Origin of the sequence: Rhodoferax sp. (genome assembly GCF_011391645.1) — a bacterium.
In the GTDB taxonomy this organism is placed as follows: Bacteria; Pseudomonadota; Gammaproteobacteria; order Burkholderiales; family Burkholderiaceae_C; genus Rhodoferax.
The window spans coordinates 1-12,601 of the sequence record NZ_JAABQC010000086.1 but is presented as its reverse complement, the minus strand read 5'-3'; the positions used below and the strand labels follow the sequence as shown (position 1 = coordinate 12,601).

Annotated in this window: 14 protein-coding genes; 2 read left to right on the top strand and 12 right to left on the bottom strand. The window is 57.1% G+C overall.

What is annotated here, in order from left to right:
- The coding region (locus GPS82_RS10875; protein WP_296494483.1) for a hypothetical protein at nt 1-263 on the top strand (263 nt) is incomplete at its 5' end.
- A 201-nt stretch (nt 264-464) separates the two neighbouring features.
- Here the strand turns inward: GPS82_RS10875 and GPS82_RS10870 are convergent.
- The 10 genes from GPS82_RS10870 to GPS82_RS10825 form a co-directional block, all read right to left on the bottom strand.
- Complete coding sequence (locus GPS82_RS10870; protein WP_296494481.1) at nt 465-797, bottom strand: hypothetical protein; 333 nt, start codon at nt 795-797, stop codon at nt 465-467.
- 163 nt (nt 798-960) lie between these two features.
- Nucleotides 961-1,947 (bottom strand): DctP family TRAP transporter solute-binding subunit, encoded by a 987-nt coding sequence (locus GPS82_RS10865; protein WP_296494479.1) that lies wholly within the window; start codon nt 1,945-1,947, stop codon nt 961-963.
- A gap of 23 nt (nt 1,948-1,970) precedes the next feature.
- A complete protein-coding gene (locus tag GPS82_RS10860) occupies nt 1,971-3,251 on the bottom strand; it encodes a TRAP transporter large permease subunit (protein ID WP_296494478.1) in 1,281 nt (426 codons plus the stop codon).
- On the bottom strand, nt 3,248-3,727 hold the full coding sequence (locus tag GPS82_RS10855) for a TRAP transporter small permease (RefSeq protein WP_296494477.1): 480 nt from the start codon (nt 3,725-3,727) through the stop codon (nt 3,248-3,250). The genes GPS82_RS10860 and GPS82_RS10855 overlap by 4 nt, the downstream gene beginning before the upstream one ends.
- 129 nt (nt 3,728-3,856) lie before the next feature.
- Nucleotides 3,857-4,606 carry an SDR family oxidoreductase gene (locus GPS82_RS10850; protein ID WP_296494476.1) on the bottom strand — a complete coding sequence of 250 codons (750 nt, stop codon included), beginning with the start codon at nt 4,604-4,606 and terminating at the stop codon, nt 3,857-3,859.
- 39 nt (nt 4,607-4,645) lie between these two features.
- Nucleotides 4,646-5,695: an L-idonate 5-dehydrogenase gene (locus tag GPS82_RS10845; protein WP_296494475.1), complete on the bottom strand. Its 1,050-nt coding sequence runs from the start codon at nt 5,693-5,695 to the stop codon at nt 4,646-4,648.
- Nucleotides 5,696-5,719: 24 nt separating this feature from the next.
- Nucleotides 5,720-6,490 (bottom strand): SDR family oxidoreductase, encoded by a 771-nt coding sequence (locus GPS82_RS10840; RefSeq protein ID WP_296494473.1) that lies wholly within the window; start codon nt 6,488-6,490, stop codon nt 5,720-5,722.
- Nucleotides 6,491-6,502: 12 nt separating this feature from the next.
- Nucleotides 6,503-7,036, bottom strand: a complete 534-nt coding sequence (locus GPS82_RS10835) for a gluconokinase (protein WP_296494471.1) — start codon at nt 7,034-7,036, stop codon at nt 6,503-6,505.
- A 45-nt stretch (nt 7,037-7,081) separates the two neighbouring features.
- Nucleotides 7,082-8,506: a decarboxylating NADP(+)-dependent phosphogluconate dehydrogenase gene (gene gnd / locus GPS82_RS10830; RefSeq protein WP_296494468.1), complete on the bottom strand. Its 1,425-nt coding sequence runs from the start codon at nt 8,504-8,506 to the stop codon at nt 7,082-7,084.
- A gap of 25 nt (nt 8,507-8,531) precedes the next feature.
- A complete protein-coding gene (locus GPS82_RS10825) occupies nt 8,532-9,488 on the bottom strand; it encodes a 2-hydroxyacid dehydrogenase (protein WP_296494466.1) in 957 nt (318 codons plus the stop codon).
- A 194-nt stretch (nt 9,489-9,682) separates the two neighbouring features.
- Here GPS82_RS10825 and GPS82_RS10820 point away from each other — a divergent pair, with 194 nt between their 5' ends.
- A complete protein-coding gene (locus GPS82_RS10820) occupies nt 9,683-10,717 on the top strand; it encodes a LacI family DNA-binding transcriptional regulator (protein ID WP_296494463.1) in 1,035 nt (344 codons plus the stop codon).
- Nucleotides 10,718-10,951: 234 nt separating this feature from the next.
- Here GPS82_RS10820 and GPS82_RS10815 read toward each other — a convergent pair whose 3' ends face one another.
- Entirely contained in the window at nt 10,952-11,818 is an 867-nt protein-coding gene (locus tag GPS82_RS10815; RefSeq protein WP_296494460.1) for a type II CAAX endopeptidase family protein, read from the bottom strand.
- On the bottom strand, nt 11,815-12,601 hold a 787-nt coding region (locus GPS82_RS10810), incomplete at its 5' end, for a DUF6544 family protein (RefSeq protein WP_296494458.1). The genes GPS82_RS10810 and GPS82_RS10815, both read right to left, overlap by 4 nt.

Here is a 12,601-nt window from a genome sequence, read left to right as displayed (position 1 = left end):
AAGAGCCATCCCCTCGAGTTTCAAAACCACCCCTTCGCGACGAGGACGTGATTGAGCAGGCGATCGAAACAGTCAGAACCAGACACGAACGAATCGCGAACACGTTGAAGACGATCTGGGGCTATCAGGAATGCTCTGACTATCTTCAGAGACTGGTGTTCGACGGCGCCGACCCAACGGATTTGAAGCGTGCCGGGTTCACCGCCGACGTGGCGAATGCCATCATGTTGCTTTCAAGGATTCACAAGGTCACCAAGTCTTGACAAGGCCGTGACACCACCTTTCCCGTTGCCCTTCCAAGTGGGGGTCGGCTGAGACCATGTGAGTTCGTGCCAAACACCCCGCCCTGCCGGCTTGCTGATTCAAATGGCCTGGTTCGAGTCCAAACCAGGCTGGCGTGAAGTTTGCACAGTACAAGAGACAAGTCACCAACGCATCGACCAGGCTGGACCTTGCATCTGTCTCTACAGGACGCTGTCATGCGCCTCGGTGATGTGATGGTGAATTCGACCAGTGAAGTAGCGAGCCAAAACCGACTCAGTTGCAGCTTTGGCCTCTGCGCGAACAGAGCTGGCCAAAGCTGTGTCCACGGCCAGTCGGTCCGGATAGCTGATGGCAAGAATCAAAGGGAATTCTGGTGCACCGTCATCACGCTCGTTGGCGAAACACACCCGGACCGCCAAAGCGCCAGGAAAAGCGTTCCACTTTGGCAAGATTTCAGCCAGCACAGCGGCACGGAACGCGTCTGTTTGCCCAGCCTGAACTTGTCCTTCAAATAGTGCGTAGCGTGTGATCATTGGAATACTCCTATTAGGCTTCTCTGAAAAATAAAATCGACCGGCGCATGACCAGCCTGACCCACAAGCATGGGTTCCTCAAACAGGTCATTGCGCCGGCTCCGCTCCCGATCCGCGGCGTGGCCAATCAAACCGGGATCTGTGCCTCTAACGGGGGTTGGCTTTACTTGGCGGCGGCGGCAGCATTGATGGCGTTGATAAGCCCATTACCCGACTTGGCGATGTAGGCATCCCAAACTGGCTTGACAGCTGCCTGAAAGGCAGCACCGTCCACGTCACGATTGACCTTCATGCCTTGCGCCTCAAGTTGGGCGATCATTTCGTTTTCTTTCGAAATGCTCAGCTTGCGTTGCATATCAACGGCTTCCTTGGAGACCTCCAGGATGATCTGCCGTTGCTTGTCTGTCAGCGCGTCAAACTTCTTGAGGTTCATGGAAACCAACAATGGCGAATAGGCGTGTTGCGTCAGGCTCAGGTATTTCTGCACTTCATAGAACTTGAACGACAGGGTGATGCCAATCGGATGGTCTTGGCTGTCAACAACCTTGGTTTCCAGGGCAGTGTAGAGCTCGGCCACCGGTATCTGCTGTGGGCTGGCGCCAAGTGTTGCAAACATGTTATTCAATGACTTCGAATTGTTGACACGCATCTGCAGGCCCTTGACATCAGAGGGCTTGCGAATCGGCCCACGGCTATTGGTCATATTGCGATAACCGTTCTCCGGGTAGCCGAGGCCCTTGAGACCGAAGGTCTTCATACCAGCCAGAACATCCTGTCCAACTTTGCCGTCAAGGACTTTGTAAGCCGCCTGGCGGGTAGGAAACATGAACGGCAATTCGAATGCCTCAGATTCCGGCATCAGACCAGACATATTGTTCAGACCGACCATGAAGATATCAATAATGCCGGATCGGGCACCATCGATCATCTGCGCATCGTTTCCGAGCTGGCCCGACGGAAAGACCTGCACCTTGACCTCGCCTCCAGTGCGTTTGGCCACTTCTTTTTGGAAGAACAGCGCCAGATTTTGCTGCAGGTCGGACTCCGGTGCCGCGTGCGCAAATTTGAGTGTGACTTGTGCCGCAGCCGAAGTCGAGACGCCGATGACGATCGCCGCCACAATGCTCAGCCGTTTGATGAATTTATGCATTTCTTATCTCCAGATAGTGAAAGTTAACCGATGAGCCATTTCATCGGTATGGTGACGATGCCCGGGAACGCCACGAAGAGCGATAGGAGCACCACATAGGCCGCAATAAAGGGCCAAATGCCCTTGACCGCGGTTGACATCGGGGCGCGGCTAACGCCGCAAACCACATTCAGGACGGTGCCCACCGGCGGCGTGATCAGGCCAATTGAGCAGTTGATGCAAAACATGAGGCCGAAATAAACCGGATCGATCCCGGCCAGCTTGATCACAGGCATCAACAACGGAACAAGAATCAAAACTGTCGGCGAAAGATCCATGACCATACCGACCAACAGCACGATCATCATGATGACGGCCATCAGCACGCGTGGCTGGTCAATCAACGGGCCCAGCAATTCGGCGAGTTGCTGCGGCAACTGCGCCACGGTGATCAGCCAGGCGGCGACCATGGCACAGCCGACCAGGAACATCACCATGGCCGTTGAGCGACCAGCAGTCAACAATGTTTCGTAAAACCCGCGCCATGTCATTTCGCGGTAAATCACGGTAGACACAAAGATCGCATAGACAGCTGCAACGACGGCCGCTTCGGTCGGCGTGAAGACGCCAAAGCGTATGCCGCCGATGATGATCACCGGCAGCAACAAGGCCCAAAAACTTTCGCGAAATAATTTCAGACGCTCGGCCGTGCTGGCTTTTGGTTGTGTCTCGAGCTTTTCATTGCGGATCAGAAAGGACCATACGGCAACCAGGGTGGCACCCATCATCAGCCCCGGCACAATGCCACCGATAAACAGGTTCTTGATCGAAATGTTCCCTGCGACCCCGATCAAAATCAGTGCCAGCGACGGCGGAATCACTGGTGCAATGATGCCGCCAGAGGCGAGTAGACCGATCGAACGCCCTTCAGGGTAGTTGGCATTGCGCATCATCGGGTAGAGGATGCTGACAAGCGCAGCCGCGTCTGCCACCGCCGAACCCGACAGCCCGGCGAGCAGCACGGAGGTGAAGATTGCAACATAGCCCAGCCCGCCCTTGCGGTGGCCCACAAGCGCCATCGCAAGCCTGACAATCCGTTTTGAGAGGCCGCCAGAGGACATGACCTCGCCCGCCACCAGGAAAAAAGGAATGGCCAACAGCGGAAAGCTGTCGACACCGTTAAGCAGTGATTGCGCCAGGATGTCGGAGCTGAAGGTGTCCATCTGGAGCATCAGTGCCATCGCTGCCAGCAGCAGCGCAAAAGCCACCGGCAACCCCAGGATGATGGATCCGATCAGGACTCCAAGGAAAAGGACGAGCGTCATTTTTTGTCTCCAGTGCTCAGCGCATCCGGGTTGATGATGCGCACCAATGCGATGCCGGTCATCAGCACCGCCGAGACGACGCCGGCCAGATAAAACAACGCCGAAGGCAGCCCGGTCAGTTGTGAAACATTGCCCCAGTTCTTGTTCATCTGGTTGAAGGAGCCCTGGAGCAGCATCAGCACGGCGACCAGGATGACAACGTAGGAAAGGCGTCTGAGAAATGGGACAAATCGGGGGAACAGCCGTTCCGATATTTCAGTCACGGCAAGATGCTCCTTGCGGCGCAGCACCACGGCCGCCCCCAGCATGGACAGCCAGACAAACCCCAGCCGGGACAGCTCGACCGAAGGCCTGAGCCCGGACGAGAACCCGTAGCGCAATATAACGTTGGTAAAAACCAGCGTCATCATCACAACGAGCAATACGGTCATGATGAGATCCAGGCTCTTCCAGAGCCATTTGAGTGCGTTTAACATGTCGTCTTCCTCGCATGGGCATGCCAATAAGTCGAAGCTTCAGCATGATGGGCAGCTGAACCAGACAAGCGTGTTGTCAGCCGCAGCAGAAGTGAATCGATCATTCTTGGTCATGCCTTTTAAAAATGACTAGCCACGCCCCACATAGGGCATTTGGGTGGCCATCACGGTTACAGTCAAAATGTTGGCTGTCAATGGCAAACGCGCCATGCACATGAAGGCGTCAACCACCGCTGCGATGTCCATGCAGGGCTCAGGTTTCAGGCTACCGTCTGCTTGCGGCACACCCTGGGTCATCTTGGCTGTCATGTCAGAGGTGACGTTGCCAATATCGATCTGCCCCACTGCAATGCCAAAGGCACGTCCATCCAGTGCTGCGGCGCGCGTCAGCCCACTGATCGCATGTTTGGTCGTGGCGTAAGCAATCGAGCCTGGGCGTGGCACATGGGCCGAGATGGAACCATTGTTGATGATGCGCCCCCCTTGGGGCCGTTGTTCTTGCATCAATTTAAAAGCGTTGGAGAGGGCGTAAAAGGCACCATTCAAATTAATGTCAACAGTCCGGCGCCAGTCGTCGCCAGACAGGTCGCCAGGCAAGGTGGTGGGCAAGGAGATACCGGCGTTGTTGAACAAAAGATCTAACCGACCAAACCGCGCATGAATTTTCGAAAACAGCGCTTTTACCTCTGCTTCATGCGTCAAATCAGCCGCCATGGCGTGACCATTAACGCTATGCGCGCCCGCCATGGCAATGGCTTCTTCAAGCACACTGAGCCTGCGACCGACAAAAACGACTTGCCATTCGTCTTTAAGCAAGGCCAATGCGCAGGCTTTGCCGATACCGGAGCCGGCGCCTGTTACCAAGGCAATTTTGTTCATGGAATTGAAGGTATGTTGTTGCGTCATGCGTGGCGGCGTTCAGTCGACCAGTTCCGGGTTGAATGAAATTTGTACTTTGAGCGACTGGCGCTTGTCCAACGCCAGTTCAAACGCTTCAACCGCGCGCTCCATGGGCAGCACACGGGTAATCACCGGCTTGCCGTTGATCAAGCCCTGGTTCAAAAACTGGACTGCCGTGGCAAATTCGGCGTGAAACCTGAAGGTGCCACGCAGGTCAATCTCTTTGGCCACGATCTGGTTCATCGGCAGGCTGATGTCACCACCCAAACCTACTGTGATCAACACGCCGCGCGGGGCAATCACATCAAGCGCCGTGCGCAGCGCCTGCGGGCTGCCCGAGGCCTCAAACACGGCATCAAACTGGCCTTTGTCTGCCTTGTAGGGGTCAAGGCCCTCTGTTTGAGTGAGCAGATTGATGGTTTCATCCGCCCCCATCTGACGCGCGCAAGTCAAGGGCATATCGGCAATGTCGGCAGCCACTATGCGTGCCGCGCCACTGCGGCGAAGGCTGCCGATCAGGAGCGAACCAATCGGCCCACAGCCTGTCACCAGCACCTGCTTGCCCAGCACCCCACCGGCGCGCTGTATGGCGTGCAAGCCAACCGACATGGGCTCGGCAAGCGCTGCTTCTGACAAGCTCAGATGGTCGGCAATGGGGTAAGCCTGGCTCGCATCAATCACCAGTTGTTCAGAAAAGCCGCCCTGAATGTGTGGGAAAGGCATGGCGCTGCCATAAAAGCGCATGTTCAGGCAGTGGTTATGCTGGCCGAGTTGGCAAAAGCGGCAATTTCCGCAGGGACGCGACGGAGAAATGGCAATGCGTTGCCCCACCACAAAGCCACTGACCTGGTTGCCCAATGCGGCGATGACACCGGAGAACTCATGCCCCAGCGCCATCGGCTGCTTGATGCGCACGGCACCAAAACCACCGTTCTGGTAGTAATGCAGGTCCGAGCCGCAAATGCCGCCAAAGGCGATCTTGACGACCATTTGTTGGTCACCCAATGCGGGCAGTTCAGTGGTTTCAATGCGCAAATCTTTAGCAGAATGACAGACCAGGGTTCGCATGGCGTTGCTCTTTCATGAAAGGGGTTAAAGGGTGGCGGTGACGCCGCCGTCGACGTAGAGAATGTGCCCGTTGACAAAGCGCGAGGCATCACTGGCCAAAAAGACGATTGCGCCACCCAGGTCTTCGACATCACCCCAGCGGCGGCTTGGGGTTCGCCCTACCAGCCAGGCCGTGAAGGCGGGGTCAGCTACCAATTTTTCAGTCAACTCGGTTTTGAAATATCCCGGGCCCAGACCATTGACGTTGATGCCATATTGGCCCCAGTCGATGGCCATGCCTTTGGTCAACATCTTGACCGCACCTTTGCTGGCGGTGTAAGGCGCAATGCCCGGGCGACCCAACTCGCTTTGCACCGAGCAAATGTTGATGATCTTGCCCTGGCCGCGCGGAATCATTTTTTCAGCCACAGCCTTGCCCACGTAATAAACGCTGTCGAGATTGGTCTTCATCAGAGTATGCCAATCGGCATCGGCAAATTCATGCAGCGGGTTGCGGATTTGCATGCCAGCGTTGTTGACCAAAATATCAATCGGTCCAAGCTTGCTTTCAATGGCGTCAACGCCAGAGCGCACGGCCGCCGAATCAGTCACGTCAAACGCCTCGCTGCTGACGTGCAAACCTTCAGCGTGCAGTGCCAGCGCTGTTTGTGCCAGCTTGGCAGCGTTGCGACCATTGAGAACGACGTGCGCACCGGCTTGACCAAGGGCGCGCGCCAAGGCCAGACCAATGCCGCCAGATGAGCCGGTGATCAGGGCACGATGGCCATTTAATTGAAAAGTTTCAAGGATTTTCATAGGATTTGAAAGTTAGGAAACACGCGGTGTCTGCGCGCGTAATGATTGCAATACCTGCAATGCCTGATCAGCCAGGGCATCCACCGAGGCGCTGATGTTCAGGCAGATGATGTCGTGCTCATCGGGCTGCGGCCTTTCCAGAGTGCGAAGCTGGCTGTCAAGCAACTCGGGATGCATGTAGTGCCCCTTGCGTTCAACCAAACGCTTGCGAATCAGTTCGTCACTACCGTCCAGAAACACAAAGTAGAGTTGCTGCGTGTGCTGGCGCAGGCGGTCCCGATACGCTCTTTTGAGTGCCGAGCAGGCCACGATGCGGCCCGTGTGGGTGGCATCGCCTTGCGCCAAATAGGCACCAATACGATCCAGCCAAGGCCATCGATCGGTGTCATCAAGCGGGATGCCGGCACGCATTTTGGCCACGCTCTCAGGCGTGTGCAAATCGTCGCCGTCCACCATCACCAAGCCCAGACGCTTCGCCAGGGCTGCGGCCACGCTGGTTTTGCCACAGCCCGACACACCCATAACCACCAAATGAAACGTCAGCATGATTTGCCAAAAATTAGTTCGTTGATCGTCATGCAGTGCGACTTTTTACTCGGCGCTTTTGGCAAGCCAGTCGGTGTGCCAATGTTGTGTGACGGGTTTGTCAATGCGCTGGTATTGATGGGCGCCAAAATAATCGCGTTGCGCCTGCAAAAGATTGGCTGGCAGCTTGGTGCAACGGTAGGTGTCCAAATAGGCTATTGCTGCGGACAGAGCGGGTACCGGTATACCGTTTTGAATGGCCAGACTCACCACATCACGCAAGGCGGATTGCGACCGTGTCACGACCTGTTGAATCACTGGATCAAGCAAGATGTTTTGCAACAAGGGGTTTCGATCAAATGCAGCCCTGATTTTCCCCAGAAGTTCAGACCGAATAATGCATCCGCCACGCCACAAGTTGGCAATGCCGCTGTAGTTCAAAGTCCAGCCGAACTCTTGGCCGGCTGCGCGCATCAACTGATACCCTTGCGCATAAGAGATGATTCGGGCAAGCAGCAAGGCTTCGCCCAATTGCTCTATGAAATGGTCTTTGTCGCCTTTGAAGACTGGCTGTGGCCCAGACAAACTTTCTGCTGCAAGCATCCGCTCGTCCTTGATGGCAGACAACATGCGTGCAAACACAGATTCAGTGATAAGCGTCAGCGGGACGGCCATGTCCAGTGCCGCCACGGCAGACCATTTGCCAGTTCCCTTTTGCCCTGCCTGATCCAGAATTTTGTCCACCAAAGGCAATCCATCGGCATCCTTGACGGTCAAAATGTCTGCGGTGATGTCGATCAGATAACTTTTGAGATCACCCCGACCCCAGCGCATGAAAATGCCGGCCATCTCCTCGCTCTGGAGTTGCAACAATTTTCTCATCAGGTCATAAACCTCACAGATGAGTTGCATGTCCCCATACTCGATCCCGTTGTGAACCATCTTGACCAAATGCCCCGAGCCCTCGCCACCGATCCATTCACAGCAGGGCACGTTAACGTCAACCTTGGCAGCAATGGCCTGACATATGGGCTTGATGCTGGCCCAGGCCGCAAATGAACCACCCGGCATCAGTGAAGGCCCGTGCAACGCGCCTTCCTCGCCACCAGAGATACCCATGCCAACAAACAGCAGGCCTTTGGATTCAAGCCACCGGGTTCGGCGCGTGGTGTCCGGAAAATGCGAGTTGCCGCCATCAATCAGAATGTCACCAGCCTCAAGACCCGGCAGCAGGCGGTCAATCACCTCATCCACCGCCTTGCCCGCCGGGATCATCAGCATGATTTTTCTGGGCCGCTCCAGGCTGGTGATCAGTTCAGCGGTTGAACGGCACACCAGAATCTGTTGTTGTGTGCCGTGCCTGGCCAGAAATTGATCCAATTTCTCCGCACTGATGTCGTAAACAGACACTGTCAAGTTTTTGGACACCATGTTGAGCGCCAGGTTGCCGCCCATGACACCCATACCAATCAGACCTATTTGAGAAGACATTGTCCGCCTCGTCGAGCTTGTGAGTTCAAGCGCCAAGCGTGCACTCGGGAACCGGTGTCAACAGCTTCTGGCCGGCAATGCCAGCTTGCATGTTGGCAAAAGCCAAATCAGCCATGGCTTGGCGGGTTTGCACTGTGGCACTGGCCATGTGCGGTGTTAACACCACATTGGTCAAGTGCAAAAGCTCCGCCGGTACGTTCGGCTCATGGGCAAACACATCCAGAGCGGCACCGGCAATTTGCCCTGTCTGTAGTGCCTTGACCAGGGCGGTCTCGTCGACCACACTGCCGCGCGCAACATTGATCAGATAGGCCTTGGGGCCCAGGGCCGCCAGGACATCCGCATTGATCAGGTGTTGTGTGCTGGCCCCACCCGGCGTGATCACAACCAAGAAATCGACTTGGGCGGCGAGCGCTGCGGCCGTCGGATAAAAATCATAGCCAGAATCTGGCTTTGCGTTGCGTGCGGTGTAAGCCACCTTCATGCCAAAGGCGCTTGCCCGGCGCGCAATGGCTTGACCGATACGCCCCAAACCAACCAAACCCAGACGCGCACCCGACACTTTTTGCCCCAATTCCACGGGACCCTCTGGCCAACGACCCGCACGCACATAGCTGTCAGCCTGAGGAATACGCCGCGCCACTGACAGTAGCAGCCCCAAAGCCAGGTCGGCGACGTCCTCGGTCAATACATCGGGTGTGTGGGTCACCGCAATGCCCAAAGCGTTGGCAGCCGACACGTCAATTCCGTCGTAGCCAACCCCAAACACTGACAGCACCCGGGCGTTTGGCAACTGGGCAAGCAACTCACTTGTGACGACAGATTCACCCGATGCCGCGATGCCAACGATACGTGGCGCCAGCTCAACAAAAGCAGCTGGGTCGGTAAGGTGCGTGCGCTCATGCACTGCATATACCGATTGCAAGGCCTTCAGGTAGAAAGGGTGCAATTTGGCGACTGCCAATACATCTGGTTTGGACAATTAATGGCTCCTGCGACGGGTACTTCGGACAGCGCTGTCCAGAGTGATGGAAAAAAGAGCGAAGATAATGATTGGCACGATGCCTGCTTTGCAATGTCGATACAGGCAATCGGTACAATCTTGCTCTAAGCTCTTGGACAGCGCTATCCTAACTCAATCGGATTGATCTTTTCCCAGTATTAACCCTTGGTTTTATGAATATTTCGATCAAAAATAACCGTGCCTCGGGCCGAGTCACACTCGCCGATGTCGCCCGGACTGCTGGCGTTAGTCCGAGCACGGTTTCCCGAGCCTTGCGCGGTGAGAGATCGGTCGACCCAGCATTGATACAGCGTGTGGTTACGGTATCTGACAAGCTGGGCTATGTGCCAGACCCTGCCGCGCGGGCCCTGGCCTCACAGCGCAGTAACCATGTCGCAATTCTTATCCCGTTGCTTTCCAATACATTGTTTGTAGATTTGCTCGACGCAGCCCAGAAAACGCTGCGTGCCGCTGGTTACCAAACCCTGATGGGCGTGACGCACTACGACAGCAGCGAGGAAGAGCAGTTACTGCGTGAACAACTGCTGCACCGCCCTGCTGGTTTGCTGATCACCGGGCTGGATCAAAACACGGCCACACAGAAGCTCATTACGCGCAGTCAGGTGCCTTGTGTCCATCTGATGGACTTACCCGACCCCGGGCACACTGAACACACCTACTGCGTGGGCTTTAAGCAAATTCAGGCAGGTGCGGCTATGACCAATATGCTATTGAATCAAGGACGAAAGCGCGTGGCTTTTGCAGCAGCTCAATTGGATCCACGTGTGATGCAACGCCTTTATGGCTGGCGCAGTGCGCTGCGCGAAGCTCAGCTGTATGACCCTACACTGGAATGGCTTAACCCGGCACCATCCTCGCTGGCGCTGGGAGGCGTTCTGTTTGAACAAATCATGAAACAAAAGCCGGCGGTGGATGCAATTTTCTTCTGCAACGACGACCTGGCCCAAGGGGCCTTGCTGGCAGCGTTGAGACTGGGAATTTCGGTACCCCGGCAAGTTGCCGTTGCAGGTTTCAACGACCTCACGGGCAGCGATCAGATGCTGCCCGCCCTGACCACGGTACGCACCCCGCGCGCACAAATTGGCCAGGTCGCAGCAGAGATGTTGCTGACCCTGATGCACGGTGAAACGCCGCCGCATGCGCAAGTTAATCTGGGGTTTGACATCATTGAACGACAAAGCACCTGAACGATACCGTGGCCAGGGTCACTCTACCGGGTCTACGTTTCGATCCATGGCTGACGCCCAATTTTGACGGTCGGCTTCAGAGGAAATTGGCTGGCTCTTGAAGACTCTCAACCGACCGTCGACTTTCAGAACTGCCTCATCCAAATCGGGCATTCGCTTATACAGACCGACGGTCGGCTATGTGGCGAACATTTCATCGAGGTGGGCATCTGCCGATTGGCCAGTAGTTGGTGGTCATGGATGGCGGCTTTCGGGCATCAGATCAATCTCCCCATTGAAACCAGAAGAAGTGCCAGACGCCCTGCCCCCTGTCGCCAGCCCTGAGCTCAGAAGAGCCGCGATCGCCAGTAGAACCAGCAGGGCAACGACCAGCGCGTAAGCCCCGTAGCTCGTTTCGGTTGGCAACACGGGCACGACGGACGGCCAAAAGTTGATTGCCGTGTGAAACACAAGTGCCGCCACCACGCTGCCAGCGGTGTGGTTGACCAGCCATGCGAACACAACGGACATCGCCACGACGCTCAGCAGGAACAGGGCGAGTGGGATGTGCGCTTGCGCGGTGCCGTCGATGAAGAACAGCGGCAGGTGCCACATACCCCACACCAGCCCCAGACCCAGGCTGGCGGCTCGCCATCCCAGCCGGTCCTGCAGCACAGGCAGTGCATAGCCCCGCCAGCCGAACTCTTCTCCCATGGGTCCACCCAGCAGCAGCACCAGCGGCAGATTCACGAGGGTCATCAGCAGGTGCCCGGATGCAGGCGAAGTGGCGATGGCGCCACCCAGCGCAATGTGCAGGCCCGCCGCGATGGACATCAAGGCCAGCGGCAAAAGCAGGGCGAAGGCCCACCAAGTCCAGCCGATGCGCCACTGGAGACAGCGTGATAGCCAGGCGCGCAGACCCTCGAGCCCGCGGGTGCTGGCCACCACCACGATTGCAGCCAGGCTGGGCCCGAAGCTGCCGGCAAACATCAGCAACGTCGCAAGCCATGGCAGCTGCGGTTTGATGGCCGGCGACAGCGCCCAACACGCCCAGGACCAGGCGAACGTCAGCGCGAGGAAGCCGAGCAGTGGCGCGCGTTGCAACCGTGTCCGCAGCGTCATGGCAGGAGCTCGTAGCTGAGCTTCTTGACGTGCCCGACGAAGTAGACCTTGCGGCCCTCGGGTCGTACCCAGGCGGCTTCACCGATCATCGGGATCAGCATGCCGTCTTGCCGCTGGTAGCCCGACAAGGCGCAGTCCCACGGGAGCATTTCCATGATCCCATCCTTTCCCACACCGGCGCCCCGCGACTCAGCCCGCACCGAAGCGATCAAGCCCGCGTCGTTGAACCGGAACAGTAGAGTCAAAGTGATCGGGCCATCGACGATGGTGGCGTTGGCGCAAGCGTCGTCCACTGCCTGCCAGCGTACGCCCTGGCTGGGCAGCAAGGCGGTGGGGTACCACGGGCTTTCTGCAAAGTAGCGCATGAACTCGCCTCGGGCGATCTCGCCTGTGCCTTGCGATTCGGCCACGGTGAACAAGCCGAGCACCTTGGCGATCAGCCTGCCGTGGCCGGCGATGTAACTGTCCTCCACATGCGCGGGCAGGCCGGGGAACATGGCCACCTCGGCGTCCCACAGGAAGCCTGGCTTGCGCGTGACCACCCGCTGCCGCGATGTGAAGGGCTTCCACTGCTCGGCGGTGGCCGACAGGTTGATCGTGCCGGCCATCTCGAGGTTGGCCGCCGCGATGATCGGTTGTCCGTCGGTCAGCACCGCGCGGAAGTAGCGCTGCACCGGCGCAGGCAGGCCCTCGAGTTCCCACGGATCAAAGCGTGCGAGTGATGGCAGCCGGCCTCGGGCGTCGACGCTGCCCGATTCGAGCTGGGTGGTGTGCGTTCTGATC

What these genes read in the sequence shown, in the direction of transcription:
- GPS82_RS10840 (WP_296494473.1), bottom strand. Translation starts at nt 6,490, where the DNA reads ATGAAAATCCTTGAAACTTTTCAATTAAATGGCCATCGTGCCCTGATC.
- GPS82_RS10860 (WP_296494478.1), bottom strand. Translation starts at nt 3,251, where the DNA reads ATGACGCTCGTCCTTTTCCTTGGAGTCCTGATCGGATCCATCATCCTG.
- GPS82_RS10870 (WP_296494481.1), bottom strand. Translation starts at nt 797, where the DNA reads ATGATCACACGCTACGCACTATTTGAAGGACAAGTTCAGGCTGGGCAA.
- GPS82_RS10845 (WP_296494475.1), bottom strand. Translation starts at nt 5,695, where the DNA reads ATGCGAACCCTGGTCTGTCATTCTGCTAAAGATTTGCGCATTGAAACC.
- GPS82_RS10835 (WP_296494471.1), bottom strand. Translation starts at nt 7,036, where the DNA reads ATGCTGACGTTTCATTTGGTGGTTATGGGTGTGTCGGGCTGTGGCAAA.
- GPS82_RS10865 (WP_296494479.1), bottom strand. Translation starts at nt 1,947, where the DNA reads ATGCATAAATTCATCAAACGGCTGAGCATTGTGGCGGCGATCGTCATC.
- GPS82_RS10855 (WP_296494477.1), bottom strand. Translation starts at nt 3,727, where the DNA reads ATGTTAAACGCACTCAAATGGCTCTGGAAGAGCCTGGATCTCATCATG.
- GPS82_RS10815 (WP_296494460.1), bottom strand. Translation starts at nt 11,818, where the DNA reads ATGACGCTGCGGACACGGTTGCAACGCGCGCCACTGCTCGGCTTCCTC.
- gnd (WP_296494468.1), bottom strand. Translation starts at nt 8,506, where the DNA reads ATGTCTTCTCAAATAGGTCTGATTGGTATGGGTGTCATGGGCGGCAAC.
- GPS82_RS10820 (WP_296494463.1), top strand. Translation starts at nt 9,683, where the DNA reads ATGAATATTTCGATCAAAAATAACCGTGCCTCGGGCCGAGTCACACTC.
- GPS82_RS10850 (WP_296494476.1), bottom strand. Translation starts at nt 4,606, where the DNA reads ATGAACAAAATTGCCTTGGTAACAGGCGCCGGCTCCGGTATCGGCAAA.